Below are 15,348 nucleotides of genomic sequence, written 5' to 3'. Positions count from 1 at the left end.
CGATTTCAAAATTTTACTAAGGCGAATCTAGGGGGTTACGCATAATGTCAAGAAAAGTAGTAGTTCTAGGAGAAACACGTGATGGTGCTTTACGAAACGTATCTTTTGAAGCAATTGCAGCGGGTAAAATTGTAGCAGAAGGCGGCGAGGTTGTAGCCGTGTTAGTTGGTGAATCTGTAGGTGCGCTAACAAATGATTTAATTCATTACGGAGCAGACCGAGTTGTAACGGTTGAAGATGCAAAATTAGCATCATATACACCAGACGGCTTCTCACAAGCCATTCTTGCAGCAATTGATGCTGAGTCACCAGAAGCTTTAGTTTTTGGTCACACATCATTAGGTAAAGACCTTTCACCTAAAATTGCGAGTAAATTGAATTCTGGTCTAATCTCAGACGTAACAGCAATTGAGGCTGCAGGTGGAAATATTGTCTTTACTCGTCCAATCTATTCAGGAAAAGCATTTGAAAAGAAAATTGTGACAGATGGTTTAATCTTTGCAACCGTACGTCCTAACAATATTACACCACTTGAAAAAGACGAATCACGAACTGGTGAAGTTTCATCACTATCTGTTGAAATTAAAGATTTACGAACAATTGTAAAAGAAGTTGTGCGTAAGGCAACTGAAGGTGTAGATTTATCCGAAGCGAAAGTTGTAATTGCAGGTGGCCGTGGGGTAAAGAGTGCAGATGGTTTTGAACCATTAAAAGAATTAGCGAATGTTCTTGGTGGTGCTGTAGGTGCATCGCGTGGAGCATGTGATGCTGATTATTGTGACTACTCCCTACAAATTGGTCAAACAGGTAAGGTTGTTACGCCAGACCTATATATTGCTTGTGGGATCTCAGGAGCAATCCAGCACTTAGCAGGAATGTCTAACTCGAAAGTAATCGTAGCCATCAACAAAGACCCTGAAGCAAACATCTTCAAGGTTGCAGACTATGGAATCGTTGGTGACTTATTTGATGTAGTTCCAATGCTTACTGAAGAGTTCAAAAAACTAAAAGTAAATGCATAATAGGTTGTCAAATTAATTTATAGAGATTTTTCCATTTTACCTTTGAAAAATTTATGGTATACTAATCAAGCGATGAGCTGAATTGCATAAGTCGAGTTGACACGCCTTTTGGCAAGGCACTATGTGGAGTGCTGTCCTCGCCGCAATACGCAAAAAGACGTCCTTCTGGACGTCTTTTTTTATATGCTACATTTAAAATTAATGTCTATAACCTCTATTAATTTACATACATAACAGCTTAAAAAGTTGGGGAAGATGACTATGTATGAAGTACAGTGTTTAATCTTATCATTTCTAAATTAGTTAACTGTTTTTTTTGAAGCAAAACATTCGTAAAATGACATCTCAGATGGTATACTCTTGGTAGAATTTCAATGTTGTTACTTATTAGGAGGGGTTAAAATGGCTATTACAAATGTAACAGACCAAAATTTCGATTCAGAAACAAAAGATGGATTAGTACTTGCAGACTTCTGGGCACCTTGGTGCGGACCATGTAAAATGATTGCTCCAGTACTAGAAGAATTAGACACTGAGATTGGTGACAAAGTGAAAATCGTGAAACTCGATGTAGATGAAAACCAAGAAACTGCAGCGAAGTTTGGCGTAATGAGCATCCCAACTTTACTTGTAATTAAAAACGGTGAAGTTGTAGATAAAGTAGTCGGTTACCAACCAAAAGAAGCTCTTGCTGACAGACTTGCAAACCACTATTAATCCAAATTTTAAACAGCCTTAATAGGCTGTTTTTTTTGTTTGAACTCATTTCTAAGTGACTTCCTATTTTTACTCGTACAACTTCTTCGTAAAAATGTTACAATATAAGATACGTCAAAATAAAAGAAAAGATTACTTAGACGAATTGATTTTATAGTAGATGGAGTGATTACTATGCACGATCATCTTAAGGAAAAATTATCGATTTTACCAGACCAGCCTGGTTGTTACTTAATGAAAGACAGGCAAGGTACTGTAATATATGTGGGTAAAGCGAAAGTGTTGAAAAACCGTGTTCGATCTTATTTTACAGGGTCACACGATGGTAAAACCTTAAGGCTTGTCAATGAGATTGAGGACTTTGAGTATATTGTAACTTCTTCAAATATTGAAGCACTTCTTCTTGAGATCAATCTTATTAAAAAATATGATCCAAAATACAATATCATGTTAAAGGATGACAAGACGTATCCTTTTATCAAAATTACTGCTGAAAAACATCCACGCTTATTGATTACTCGAAAAGTAAAAAAGGATAAGGGAAAATATTTTGGACCATATCCTAATGTACAAGCAGCAACTGAAACAAAAAAACTATTAGACCGGATATATCCTTTAAGAAAATGTTCAACATTACCAGATAAGGTTTGTTTATATTATCATATCGGTCAATGTCTAGCCCCTTGTGTCAATGATGTTACCGATGAAACCAATAAAAAAATGGTAGACGATATTATCCGCTTTTTAAATGGTGGATATAAAGAAATCAAAGGCGAGTTGACTGAAAAAATGTTAAAGGCCTCTGAAGAACTCGATTTTGAGAGAGCAAAAGAATACCGTGACCAAATCTCAAATATTGAAACGACAATGGAAAAGCAAAAGATGACAATGACAGACTTTATTGATCGTGATGTATTTGGTTATTCCTATGATAAGGGGTGGATGTGTGTTCAAGTCTTTTTTATCCGTCAAGGAAAATTAATAGAGCGGGATGTTTCTTTATTTCCTTTTTATAACGAGCCTGAACAAGACTTCTTAACCTACCTTGGTCAATTTTATTTAAAAGATAATCATTTTAAACCAAAGGAAGTGTTGCTTCCTAGTTCGATAGACCGTCACATTGTTGAGCAATTATTAGAAGTAGCTGTTCAACAGCCTAGTAGAGGGAAGAAAAAACAATTAATTGACCTAGCTACTAAAAATGCAAAAATTGCGCTAAAGGAAAAATTCGCTTTAATTGAACGAGATGAAGAACGTACAATTAAGGCTGTTGAAAATTTAGGACAGAAGTTAGGGATTTATACACCTCATCGAATCGAAGCATTTGATAATTCAAATATTCAAGGAACAGATCCTGTTTCTGCCATGATTGTGTTTACTGATGGAAAACCTGACAAAAAAGAATATCGAAAGTACAAAATTAAGTCAGTTCAAGGTCCGGATGATTATGAATCGATGAGGGAGGTTGTTCGGAGGAGATATAGCCGTGCATTAAAAGAGAACCTTCCATTGCCAGATTTAATCATTATTGACGGAGGTAAAGGTCATCTTGCTGCAGTAAGGGATATTCTTGAAAATGAATTAGGTTTAGAAATTCCACTAGCAGGACTTGCAAAGGATGATAAACACAGAACGTCCGAGCTCTTAATTGGAGACCCACCTGAGATTGTAGAACTACCTAGAAATAGTCAGGAATTTTATCTTCTACAACGAATTCAAGATGAGGTTCACCGTTTTGCGATTACCTTCCATCGTCAAATCCGTGGAAAAAACGCATTTCAATCTGTGCTCGACGATATTCCTGGAGTTGGGGAAAAACGTAAAAAAGCACTATTAAAGCACTTTGGTTCTATCAAGAAGTTGAGAGAAGCAAGTGTTGAGGATATCCTAAAAGCTAATATTCCTAGACCAACAGCTGAAGCAATTTACGAAAAATTAAAAGAATAGTCGTTGCTATTATAAAAATAGTCTGATATAATGCTTAATAATATAATATTACACTTCAATACGTTGAAGTGAAGATAGAGGTGCGATCTTTATCAGTATGCAATTGGAGGGGTATGAGCCCTAATGATCATTGCAAAAAGGAAAGTTCGCCGAAGTGTAAAAAGGCTCATACTTTTTTATGCTGGTCTTATGTTTAAGAGACATAGGATTGTCAAGATGGATGAATCTTGGAGGGCTATCTCACGAAGTGACACGTAGTACGTTTACGTATATCACAGCAATGAGAATCTCTCATTGCTGTTTTTTATTATTCTAAGAGAGGGTTGAGGGCATGGGGATCATCGTTCAAAAGTTTGGAGGCACCTCTGTTGGGTCACCAGATAGAATTAAAAATGTTGCAAGTCGAGTTATTCAAGAGGTGCAAGCGGGAAATCAAGTTGTTGTTGTTGTTTCGGCAATGGGGAAGACAACCGATCAGCTAGTAAGCTTAGCTAATGAAATTACAAGCGCGCCAAGTAAGCGCGAGATGGATATGTTGTTAAGTACAGGTGAACAAGTAACAATTGCATTATTATCTATGGCTTTACAAGAAAAAGGGTATGAATCCGTTTCGTATACAGGCTGGCAGGCTGGTATTGAAACAGAGGCAATACATAGCAATGCCCGAATTGAAAACATTGAGGTATCAAGAGTATATAAAAGCTTAAAAGAAGGAAAAATCGTTGTCGTTGCTGGATTCCAAGGAGTCAGCAGTTCAGGAGACATTACTACTCTTGGTCGTGGAGGTTCCGATACAACTGCTGTCGCACTTGCAGCGGCGTTAAAGGCGGATAAATGTGACATCTACACAGATGTAACAGGTGTATACACAACTGATCCTCGCGTAGTTCCAACTGCACGAAAACTTCATTCCATTTCTTATGATGAAATGCTGGAGCTTGCAAATCTTGGTGCTGGAGTACTTCACCCACGTGCAGTGGAATTTGCGAAAAACTTCGAATTGCCGCTTGAAGTTCGTTCAAGCTTAGAGCTAGAAAATGGAACCATTATTGAGGAGGAAGTTTCAATGGAAAAGAATCTTGTTGTTAGGGGAATTGCTTTTGAAGACCAAATTACAAGGGTAACAGTATCAGGTTTACCAAATGAATTGCACACACTATCAACTATATTTGGCACACTAGCAAAAAATGGTTTAAATGTAGATATCATTATTCAAAATATGACAGATCATAATCATACAAATATTTCATTCTCCGTAAAAACACCTGATTTACGTGACACACTTGCTGTTTTAGAAAATAACAAGGATTTATTGAAATATGAAAGTATCGAACATGAGGATAGATTAGCAAAGGTTTCAATTGTAGGTTCTGGAATGGTTTCAAACCCAGGTGTAGCCGCTGATATGTTCCAAGTGCTTGCAAATGAAAATATTGAAGTAAAAATGGTAAGTACATCTGAAATTAAAGTATCTACAGTTCTTGAACAAGGCAATATGGTTCGAGCAGTTGAAGCTTTGCATGATTCATTTAATTTAGCTGCTGTTGAAGAAGAAAGAGCGAAAGTCAAACTATAATTTTAGTTAAATGGGTGGTTCAAAGGAATTTGGACACCCTTTTTTTTAAATAGAAGGCTCTTTTCTAAAAAAGATTATTGCTTTCTGATAATAAAGGCAAAACTAGTTGATTAGAGCGTAAGGTGGGGACTCCTTGAAAATGTATTCACAATTTCTTCGTGCGTGGGTTATTTCAAAGAAGCAAATTCAATGTCCAGCGGGAAAAGCGTGAGACTTGAGACCCCGCAGGAGCGGTAGCGACGTGTCCGGTTTCAGCGGCTAGAAACTGAGAAATTTCAACTCCTCCCTCAGAGGCAAAATACGCCTCTTTGTCGTAGTCTCCGACGCACAGGACGTGGCGCTTTAGTCGGCCAATTTACTCGTTTCTGTGCAAGCCGCCTCCACATTTCGTTGAGGAGGCTCAAGCCACGCCCGCGAAAAGCGTCCACCTGAAGCGGAAGTCAACGATATAAAAACAACAAAGTTTGCGAAAACAGCCTAATAAAAAAACTGCACGAAATGTGCAGGCTTTTATTCTTCGGTGATGTCTTTTGGGTCCCATTTTACCGTGAATATTATTTTTTGTGCTCTTCTTTTTTGTTGTTCAAAGCTTTCGGTGATTCGATTTTTCTGTTGTTGAATTTGTTGGGCAAGAAAGCCAGATTCAAGCTGGAATGTACAAATATCTTTCCGTTTAAAGCGAGTAGTTACGATCGAACCCTCCAAATGAAATTCAATGGAGTTTTTATCCAAACGTTCTACCTTAAGGTCTCCCCATCCAGCATCGTGAAAGAATGAAATGATTTCTTCCGTCGTAGGTAAGGGGAATTTTCGGGCAAGATTTTTTCCAGCCCAATATAGAATCTGTGGCGTTTCTTTCCCGAGAATATCAGGAATTAAAATTTCTCGTAATAGTTCGTACCCAAATACGGGAACAGACTGTTCACTTGTATTTACATTTTGTTCATTGATGTTAACGTTCTTCACTGCATTCCCCTCTTTCTCCATTCTTTATTATATAACATGAGGGTATAAGAAAAACATGAATTTTTTTGTTTCTTTTTGTCAGGGAGATTTGATTTTTATTTCGTATGACTACAATCATATGTGTACAATTATTATTATTTTTATGAATAAATTGTGGACTTGTTTCCTTGACGCTCTTGCTTTATGGGAGTAAAATGAATTTGTTACATTATACTGATAAAAGAAAATCAGTTGCAGTATTTGTCTATTTATCTACAATAAATAAATTTGTAGATTCCTGCAAAGGTTTTCAGTTGTCAGTTTTTATATCGTCCTTTTACATAATTATACAGGATGAAACATTATAACGGAGTGCCATGTGGGCACGTTTAATTACTAAGGGGGGTTAAAGTATGGCTGGTAATCGTGAATTTTTAAATCGCAGACTTCATTCATTATTAGGTGTAATTCCTGTAGGTTTATTTTTAGTGATGCATTTAGTTGTGAATAATTTTGCGACAAGAGGAGAAGAGGTTTATAACGGTGCTACTCACTTTATGGAAAGTCTTCCGTTTAAACTTTTCTTAGAAATTTTTGTTATTTATTTACCATTATTATTTCATGCAATTTACGGTCTCTATATTGCCTTTACAGCAAAAAACAATGTGAGCAATTATAGCTTTTTCCGTAACTGGATGTTCGCACTACAACGTGTGTCCGGTATAATTACTCTAATTTTTGTTGCATGGCATGTATGGGAAACGAGAATTGCCGCAGCTCTTGGTGCGGAAGTTAACTTTAATATGATGGAGAATATCTTGAGTTCACCTTGGATGATTACATTCTACCTAGTTGGGATAATCTCTACCATCTTCCACTTTGCTAATGGTCTTTGGTCATTTGCAGTAAGTTGGGGATTAACGGTAACTCCTCGTTCTCAAAAAATTGCAACATATGTAACAATGATTATTTTTGTAGCGTTAACATACGTAGGTGTGTCTACAATCCTTGCATTCGTTTAATTTTTCAAAGAAAACTTTCAAGTAAGCTCGATAAAATCGAGCGCAAATATGTCAATGCGTAATTGATCTTTTAAAATTTGACCGTTCACTAGTATGACATTTGAACGATCTCTTTATTGGGGAGTGAGTAACTTTGAGTAAAGGAAAAGTTATCGTAGTTGGTGGTGGACTAGCTGGGTTAATGGCTACCATCAAGGCTGCTGAAGAAGGAACACAAGTTGATTTATTTTCACTCGTACCTGTAAAACGATCTCACTCTGTTTGTGCACAAGGTGGGATAAACGGTGCAGTTAATACAAAAGGTGAAGGGGATTCTCCGTGGATCCACTTTGATGATACAGTATATGGTGGAGACTTCTTAGCTAACCAAAAGCCAGTTAAGGCGATGTGTGAAGCAGCACCTGGAATTATTCACTTAATGGACCGTATGGGTGTTATGTTTAACCGTACACCAGAAGGTTTACTTGATTTCCGTCGTTTCGGGGGAACTCAACACCATCGTACTGCATTCGCTGGTGCAACAACTGGTCAACAATTGCTTTATGCATTAGATGAGCAAGTTCGACGTCACGAAGTAGCAGGATTAGTTACAAAATACGAAGGTTGGGAATTCTTAGGAATTATCCAAGATGACGAAGGAATTTGTCGTGGTGTCGTAGCGCAAAATCTTCAATCAATGGAAATTAAATCATTCCCTGCTGATGCTGTTATTATGGCATCTGGAGGCCCTGGAATTATTTTTGGTAAAACTACAAACTCAGTTATCAACACTGGATCTGCTGCATCAATCGTGTACCAACAAGGTGCATATTATGCGAACGGTGAATTTATCCAAATCCACCCAACAGCAATTCCTGGAGACGACAAACTTCGTCTAATGAGTGAATCCGCTCGTGGTGAAGGTGGACGAGTATGGACATATAAAGATGGAAAGCCTTGGTACTTCTTAGAAGAGAAATATCCTGCATACGGAAACTTAGTTCCTCGTGATATTGCAACACGTGAAATTTTCCATGTATGTGTAGATATGAAACTAGGTATCAATGGTGAAAACATGGTTTATCTAGATCTTTCTCATAAAGATCCAAAAGAACTTGATATTAAATTAGGTGGAATTATTGAGATCTATGAAAAATTCATGGGTGATGATCCACGTAAAGTTCCAATGAAAATCTTCCCTGCAGTTCACTACTCAATGGGTGGATTATGGGTTGATGATCATCAACAAACGAATATCCCTGGATTATTTGCTGCAGGAGAGTGTGATTTTTCACAGCACGGAGCAAACCGCTTAGGTGCTAACTCCCTATTATCAGCTATTTACGGTGGTATGGTTGCTGGTCCAAATGCAGTTAATTACATCAAGGGACTTAAAAAAGGTACAGATTCCATTTCTTCAACTGTTTTCGATAACCATGTAAAACAAGAGCAAGAAAAATGGGATAACATCATGTCAATGGATGGTACTGAAAATGCATACATCCTTCACAAAGAACTTGGTGAGTGGATGACAGATAACGTAACAGTTGTTCGTTACAATGACAAGCTATTAAAGACTGATGAAAAGATTCAAGAGCTTATGGAACGTTACAAAAACATCAACATCAATGACACATCTAAATGGAGCAACCAAGGTGCTACATTTACTCGTCAATTACAAAATATGCTACAACTAGCACGTGTAATTACAATTGGTGCATATAACCGTAACGAGAGCCGTGGAGCACACTATAAACCTGATTTCCCTGATCGTAATGATGAGGACTTCTTAAAAACTACGATGGCTAAATTTACTGGGAAGGATACTGCGCCTGCATTCCATTATGAAGACGTAGATACTTCATTAATCGCACCTCGTAAACGTGACTATACTAAGAATAAGGAGGCAAAGTAAGATGAGTGAAAAAACAGTTGAATTTCATGTAACTCGTCAGGATACTCCAGATTCTGAACCATATGTAATTAAATTCAAGGTTCCTTACCGTAAAAATATGAACGTAATTTCTGCATTAATGGAATTCCGTCGTAATCCGGTAGATATTAATGGAAATCAAGTTGCCCCAATTACTTGGGATATGAACTGTTTGGAAGAGGTTTGTGGTGCATGTTCAATGGTTATCAACGGTAAACCTCGCCAATCATGTTCAGCACTTATTGACCAACTTGAACAACCAATTAAACTTGAACCAATGAAGACATTCCCTATCGTTCGTGACCTACAAATTGACCGTAGTAGAATGTTTGATTCATTGAAAAAAGTAAAAGCTTGGATTCCAATCGATGGAACATACGACTTGGGCCCTGGACCTCGTATGCCAGAGAAAAAGCGTCAATGGGCATATGAATTATCAAAATGCATGACATGTGGTGTTTGTCTTGAAGCATGTCCAAATGTTAACAGCAAATCTGATTTCATTGGTCCAGCACCATTATCACAAGTACGTTTATTCAACGCACATCCAACTGGTGAAATGAATAAAGCTGAACGTTTAGAAACAATTATGGGAGATGGAGGCCTTGCAAACTGCGGTAACTCACAAAACTGTGTACAGTCTTGTCCAAAAGGTATTCCACTCACTACTTCAATTGCAGCACTAAACAGAGATACATCTATCCAAGCATTCAGAAATATGTTTGGTAGTGACCAAGTCTAATAGAAATATTGAAAGCACTCCCTCATGTCATATGGAGGGGTGCTTTTTTTACGAAGAGTTTTTAGAAGTATACCTCTTAATCAGGCATAAAATTTCCCCATTAGAATAACGCACCACTTAACTGCAATTTGAATAATCTTATGTAAGGGAGCTATTGGAATGAAGCATATTACGTATATCGATGAATTTGAGTCTTGGGAGAATACATTTGAATTTTATCAACCAATTCAGGTACGCTTTTCAGAAACAGATATGTTTGGACATTTAAACAACACAGTCCCCTTTGCTTACTTTGAGGAAGCAAGAATTCAATATTTTAACCATGTAGGGTTTATGCAAAGGTGGACTGACAAATCCAGCGACACAATCCCGGTAGTTGCAAACCAACAATGTGATTACTTGAAACAAGTCTATTTCGGAGAACAGCTTAAACTTTATGTAAAAATAAATCAATTAGGCAATTCCTCAATGGATATCCATTATATGGCTAAAGATAAGGAAGGAGCCGTTTGTTTTGTCGGCAGAAGTACGCTTGTTCAAATGTCAAAGCGAACGGGAAAAGGAGAGCCTTGGTCTGAAGAGATGAAACAAATGTTAAATCCAATTAACCTATAATATATGAGTCAAATTAATCAAAAATACCAATATATCTAAAAATAGACGCAAAAAAGTCTACATATCGGCCTTTTAACAGTCACAGCAACACTCTCCTTCTCATATTATATGGTGACTAAATATATACCCATCCAGTAGTTCAGCTCGAACCTTAGCAAGGAGGGTTACAATACTTGAAGGAGAAAGAGTTTCAACCAAAACCGCTACTAACAAAAAGAGAGAGAGAAGTTTTTGAATTACTAGTTCAAGACAAAACAACGAAAGATATCGCAAGTGAACTATTCATAAGCGAAAAAACAGTTCGTAACCACATATCGAATGCGATGCAGAAGCTGGGAGTAAAGGGGCGTTCTCAAGCAGTTGTAGAGCTCCTTCGTATGGGAGAACTTGAACTTTAAGTATGACCGGCTACCCTTTACTCTTGTAAGGTAGCCGGTTACTTATTTAGGGCATTTTACATAATTCCTAAATAACTTCAACTTGCTTTTTACGCGAAAAAAGTAGAAAATAAGAATAATATAGATTTTTTTCTTAAGCGATACGTCTTTACATTTTGCATACAATGAAGCAACTGTAATAGAAGAAAAATCGGTTGGATTTTACCACTAACATTTTACTAGGAGAGGATGTAATGACTGTTAAGGAGAGCAATGAAACAAAAGACTACCAAGTAATCGCAGATATCGAAAAATCACTTCGTTTTATCTCGGGCTTACTTAAACAAAAGGGCCGAGAAATCTTAAGTAACTTTACAATTACAACACCCCAATTTATAGCTCTTCAATGGTTACTTGAACTTGGAGACATGACAATTGGTGAATTATCAAATAAAATGTACTTAGCATGCAGCACGACGACAGATCTTGTAGATCGCATGGAAAAAAATTCGCTAGTAATGCGCGTAAAAGACCCAAAAGATCGTCGTGTCGTTCGAATTCATTTACTTGAAGAAGGTGAACGTATTATCGAAGAGGTAATCAAGAAAAGACAAGATTACCTACATGAAATCATGGAAAACTTCTCTGCTGAAGAAGTTACCCAACTCGAAAAGAGTCTTAGAAAATTACATCAAGAAATGCGAGTAGAATGAGGCGAATCTTTTGAACAGACCAATCGGAGTTATCGATTCAGGGGTTGGCGGTTTAACCGTTGCTCGGGAAATAATTAGACAATTACCAAATGAAGAAATTATATATTTAGGTGATAATGCCCGGTGTCCATATGGACCAAGACCTATAGACGAAGTTCGTCAGTTTACATGGGAGCTGACGAACTATTTATTGTCACATAAAATTAAAATGCTTGTCATAGCATGCAATACGGCGACTGCGCTCGTGTTGGATGAAATTCAAGCTGAACTTTCAATTCCAGTAATCGGTGTCGTTTACCCAGGAGCAAGAACCGCCCTAAAGGTTACAAAAAATAATTATGTAGGAGTTATCGGCACTGTCAACACGATCGAAAGTGGTGCCTATGTTGACGCTCTAAAATCAATCAACAATCAAATCAATGTCGAAAGTCTCGCGTGCCCACGATTTGTTCCAATCGTCGAAGCAGGAGAATTCGCTGGTCCCCATGCCGAACAAATTGTGGCCGAATCCCTAGAGGTCTTAAGGGGGAAAGAAATCGACACCTTGATTCTTGGTTGTACCCATTATCCATTACTTCATAAAACCATTCAGAACTATTTGGGAAATGGAATCAAACTAATTGATTCAGGCGCAGAGACAGCCCGTGAAGTGAGTACCGTGCTATTCTATAGTGGACTACTGAACAAAAAAACGTCAAAAAATGGCCACCTGTTCCTCACAACAGGGGAAAAAGAAATCTTCCAACAAATCGCCAGCAACTGGTTTGAAGAACCAGTGTATAATGTGAAATCGGTGAAATTGTAGGAGTAGAGAAAAAAGTCCCGGATGGGGCTTTTTTTGTTTCATAAAAATAAGGAGATGTACTGGATTTTATTTTAATGTGAAGATATTGAAGGTAGTTTCGGGAACAAAAAATATTAGAGGTTAATCATACCCTCTGGCAGAGGTCATCGTCCAAGTGAGGGTAAGCAAAGAGGATAATCGTACCCTCAGGCAAAGGTTCGCGACCGAGTGAGGGTACGCAAAGAGGATAATCGTACCCTCACGCAAAGATCATCGTCCAAGTGAGGGTAAGCAAAGAGGATAATCGTACCCTCAGACAAAGGTCATCGTCCAAGTGGGGGGAAGCAAAGAGGTTAATCATACCCTCACGCAAAGGTCATCGTCTAAGTGAGGGTAAGCAAAGAGGTAATCGTACCCTCACACAAAGTCCATCGTCCAAGTGGGGGTAAGCAAAGGGGATAATCGTACCCTCACGCAAAGGTCATCGTCCAAGTGAGGGTAAGCAAAGGGGATAATCGTACCCTCACGCAAAGGTTATCGTCTAAGTGAGGGTAAGCAAAGAGGATAATCGTATCATCACACAAAGGTCCGCTACTAAGTGTGGTAAGTAAAATCTTAAATACCTTTAAGCATAATCAAAAAACGAATAAGTGTAAGAAAAGAAAATTTAATAATGAAAGTCAATCCCATCCAACAAAATTATTATTAATAATAGAAACTAAAGCTTCACATAAAAAGACGATCTTCCAAACTGGATTAGTTTGTACCTTTTTGAAAGTATTTTTCTTATTGTCTTTTTGCTTTTAATTACCTGACACCAATCAAATATTGTACTAACCGTAATCTTCATATGAGGAAAAAGATGCTCGAATTCTTCAATACATCTAATAATAGCAGTTTCCTTATCTTCCCATTTGTTGCATTTAGGACATTTTAATTTATGTTGATTCCCAATCTCCATAAACCCATTCCAACACTCTCCACACAAAATCCCTTTTTCTAACTCATCAAAATCATACGCTGGTAGCAATGAGAAAGGGGACTTTTTTATATGTATCGAAAGCAACTTTTTTGCTAACGTATGATGTGTATCATAGATTTTGGACGATTGTGCATTTAAGGAGCGTATAAAACGATTAAGTTGAGGCTGAAATACAATCGGTAGATTTGGTGGAGCTTCGTACAGATAAAATTCTGGATTTATAAAAATGAGGTGGCCTTCGACGGTTAGGTTGGAACCGAGTTGTTGGAGCAATTGTCTAAGTAGAGAGGTACTTCGGGATAGCTGTAGAAGGGGATTTTTGATCTCTTTCCCAGTTGATAAGCTTTTCCATTGGTCTCCTTTTACTATGAAATCACCTTCAAAGTTCTTTACTTCAAATATGTGAATTTTGGGAGGGGAAATAAGTAGTGAATCAATTTGATAATGAGCTCTGTTTGTTTCTAGAAGCAAGTCATTGATGGTGAGGGAGTCAAGTGAAAGACTTTCCATACGCTGGTCAAATATAGTTTCCCCAATGAAGCCTTTTTCGAGGGTAATGATTTGATGCTCGATTTTTTCAGGCACTTTCTTTCTTGCTCGATTAGACTTTAGGAGCTGTAATTCAAGAGGTACGGTACGTTTTTTAATAATCAAACACAACACTTCCTTTCGATAAACCTAAATCTTACCCCTTTATTTTACATTTTGTTTCCTTCTAAAATCAAAACATTTTGTCCATATTTTTCAACAAAAAGCGGTCTAATTTGTATAGAGGGCTCGTATACATAGTAGTACAAACTGCCTTAGGAGGGAAAAGAATGCGTAAAATAACTAAATCTGCAATAGCTGCAACAGTTGTTACTTCTACAGTTCTACTTTCAGGATGCGGCTTATTTGGTGGAGAGGAAGAAGTTAAACAAATGGATCCACCTAAAAACGAAGCGGTGGATGAGACAGTAGCAAAAGGGGATAACTCAGAAACTGATGCTACTGAGGCTACTGACCAAGAGGAAGCTACAACTGAAACAGTAAAACGAGACCTGTATCTGATTGATAATAGTGGTCTTGTAGTACCATATACTGTAGATCTTCCGAAGACAGATGCTGCGGCAAGACAAGTGCTTGAATACCTGGTAGCGGGTGGACCTTTAAATGAAATTCTTCCAGATGGATTTAGAGCGGTTATTCCACAAGATACGGTTGTGGATGTGAAATTGGAGGATGGCACAATTACAGCTGACTTCTCGAAGGAATTTGGCACATATAATCCTGAGGATGAAGCAAAAATCTTACAAGCCATTACTTGGACATTAACCCAATTTGATAATGTCAATAACGTTGTAATTAGCGTAAATGGATATAAATTAGATGAAATGCCTGTTAATAGTACACCAATTCCAACGGATTTAAGTAGAGCGGATGGAATTAACATTGATAACAGCGGTGTAGTAGATATTACAAATAGCCGCCCTGTGACACTCTATTTCTATGTGCAAAATGAAGACGCGGAATACTATGTGCCTGTAACAAAGCGAATTGAAAATACCGGGGATGACAAAGTTTCAGCAGTGGTTAATGCACTAATTGACGGACCAAATTTGTCATCGAATTTAATAAGCGAAATTCATCAAGATGTAAAACTACTAGGTGCGAAAGTGGAAGATGGCAAAGTTACTTTAGATTTTAATGAAGCTATCTTTGGTAGCTTTAACGAGAAGATGATCTCTAAGCATGTTATTAACTCCTTAGTATTATCTTTAACTGAGCAGCCTGATGTAAAGAGTGTTGCTATCACGGTAAATGGAAATGAAGATATTGTTACGGAAGATGGGAAATCCCTAACTGAACCAGTAACACGTCCAGCAAATGTGAATACAGGTAGTTTCTAAAAAGAGTAGGGGTGTGGACTATGTTCACACCTTTTTCCTATGGAAGACGATAGAAAAACAAAATTTTGCTATACTATATAAAGGATAGTAGGTAGGCAGTGTTTA

At 37.6% G+C, this 15,348-nt stretch carries 14 protein-coding genes and 1 riboswitch; of the genes, 12 read left to right on the top strand and 2 right to left on the bottom strand.

The features are described from left to right. Positions 1 to 44 precede the first annotated feature (44 nt). The 4 genes from ACR65M_RS00705 to ACR65M_RS00690 all read left to right on the top strand — a co-directional run bounded on the left by ACR65M_RS00705 (position 45) and on the right by ACR65M_RS00690 (position 5,262). Positions 45 to 1,022 carry an electron transfer flavoprotein subunit alpha/FixB family protein gene (locus ACR65M_RS00705; RefSeq protein ID WP_341330686.1) on the top strand — a complete coding sequence of 326 codons (978 nt, stop codon included), beginning with the start codon at positions 45 to 47 and terminating at the stop codon, positions 1,020 to 1,022. A 402-nt stretch (positions 1,023 to 1,424) separates the two neighbouring features. After that, positions 1,425 to 1,739 carry a thioredoxin gene (trxA, locus tag ACR65M_RS00700; RefSeq protein WP_121447655.1) on the top strand — a complete coding sequence of 105 codons (315 nt, stop codon included), beginning with the start codon at positions 1,425 to 1,427 and terminating at the stop codon, positions 1,737 to 1,739. A 174-nt stretch (positions 1,740 to 1,913) separates the two neighbouring features. Continuing rightward, positions 1,914 to 3,686: an excinuclease ABC subunit UvrC gene (gene uvrC / locus ACR65M_RS00695; protein ID WP_341330687.1), complete on the top strand. Its 1,773-nt coding sequence runs from the start codon at positions 1,914 to 1,916 to the stop codon at positions 3,684 to 3,686. Between the two features lie 67 nt (positions 3,687 to 3,753). Then, a riboswitch (Lysine riboswitch) is annotated at positions 3,754 to 3,932 on the top strand. An 85-nt stretch (positions 3,933 to 4,017) separates the two neighbouring features. After that, the gene (locus ACR65M_RS00690) at positions 4,018 to 5,262 is read left to right on the top strand and encodes an aspartate kinase (protein WP_440272281.1); all 1,245 of its coding nucleotides are present in this window, start codon (positions 4,018 to 4,020) and stop codon (positions 5,260 to 5,262) included. Between the two features lie 510 nt (positions 5,263 to 5,772). Here the strand turns inward: ACR65M_RS00690 and ACR65M_RS00685 are convergent. Next, a complete protein-coding gene (locus tag ACR65M_RS00685; RefSeq protein ID WP_341330689.1) occupies positions 5,773 to 6,228 on the bottom strand; it encodes a YslB family protein in 456 nt (151 codons plus the stop codon). Between the two features lie 392 nt (positions 6,229 to 6,620). On the opposite strand from ACR65M_RS00685, the gene ACR65M_RS00680 reads away from it, so the two are divergent. From ACR65M_RS00680 to racE, 7 genes are all read left to right on the top strand, one after another. Further along, positions 6,621 to 7,229: a succinate dehydrogenase cytochrome b558 subunit gene (locus ACR65M_RS00680; protein ID WP_121447659.1), complete on the top strand. Its 609-nt coding sequence runs from the start codon at positions 6,621 to 6,623 to the stop codon at positions 7,227 to 7,229. 133 nt (positions 7,230 to 7,362) lie between these two features. Further along, a complete protein-coding gene (gene sdhA / locus ACR65M_RS00675; protein ID WP_341330691.1) occupies positions 7,363 to 9,123 on the top strand; it encodes a succinate dehydrogenase flavoprotein subunit in 1,761 nt (586 codons plus the stop codon). A gap of 1 nt (position 9,124) precedes the next feature. Then, positions 9,125 to 9,883, top strand: a complete 759-nt coding sequence (sdhB, locus tag ACR65M_RS00670) for a succinate dehydrogenase iron-sulfur subunit (protein WP_341330692.1) — start codon at positions 9,125 to 9,127, stop codon at positions 9,881 to 9,883. A gap of 159 nt (positions 9,884 to 10,042) precedes the next feature. Next, positions 10,043 to 10,498: an acyl-CoA thioesterase gene (locus tag ACR65M_RS00665; protein WP_440272280.1), complete on the top strand. Its 456-nt coding sequence runs from the start codon at positions 10,043 to 10,045 to the stop codon at positions 10,496 to 10,498. 173 nt (positions 10,499 to 10,671) lie between these two features. Continuing rightward, positions 10,672 to 10,896, top strand: a complete 225-nt coding sequence (gene gerE / locus ACR65M_RS00660; RefSeq protein WP_010678342.1) for a spore germination transcription factor GerE — start codon at positions 10,672 to 10,674, stop codon at positions 10,894 to 10,896. A gap of 233 nt (positions 10,897 to 11,129) precedes the next feature. After that, positions 11,130 to 11,588 carry a MarR family transcriptional regulator gene (locus ACR65M_RS00655; protein ID WP_121447663.1) on the top strand — a complete coding sequence of 153 codons (459 nt, stop codon included), beginning with the start codon at positions 11,130 to 11,132 and terminating at the stop codon, positions 11,586 to 11,588. A 10-nt stretch (positions 11,589 to 11,598) separates the two neighbouring features. Continuing rightward, complete coding sequence (gene racE, locus ACR65M_RS00650; RefSeq protein ID WP_341330694.1) at positions 11,599 to 12,393, top strand: glutamate racemase; 795 nt, start codon at positions 11,599 to 11,601, stop codon at positions 12,391 to 12,393. A gap of 697 nt (positions 12,394 to 13,090) precedes the next feature. On the opposite strand, the gene ACR65M_RS00645 is transcribed toward racE, so the two are convergent. Further along, a complete protein-coding gene (locus ACR65M_RS00645) occupies positions 13,091 to 14,008 on the bottom strand; it encodes a nuclease-related domain-containing protein (protein WP_440272279.1) in 918 nt (305 codons plus the stop codon). Positions 14,009 to 14,172: 164 nt separating this feature from the next. On the opposite strand from ACR65M_RS00645, the gene ACR65M_RS00640 reads away from it, so the two are divergent. Then, positions 14,173 to 15,243, top strand: coding sequence for a GerMN domain-containing protein (locus ACR65M_RS00640; RefSeq protein ID WP_440272278.1), 1,071 nt, complete (start codon positions 14,173 to 14,175; stop codon positions 15,241 to 15,243). Positions 15,244 to 15,348 lie beyond the last annotated feature (105 nt).

Source organism: Ferdinandcohnia sp. SAFN-114 (assembly GCF_059415045.1).
The sequence above is the reverse complement of the archived record's forward strand: the minus strand, read 5'-3'. Positions and strand labels throughout refer to the sequence as shown.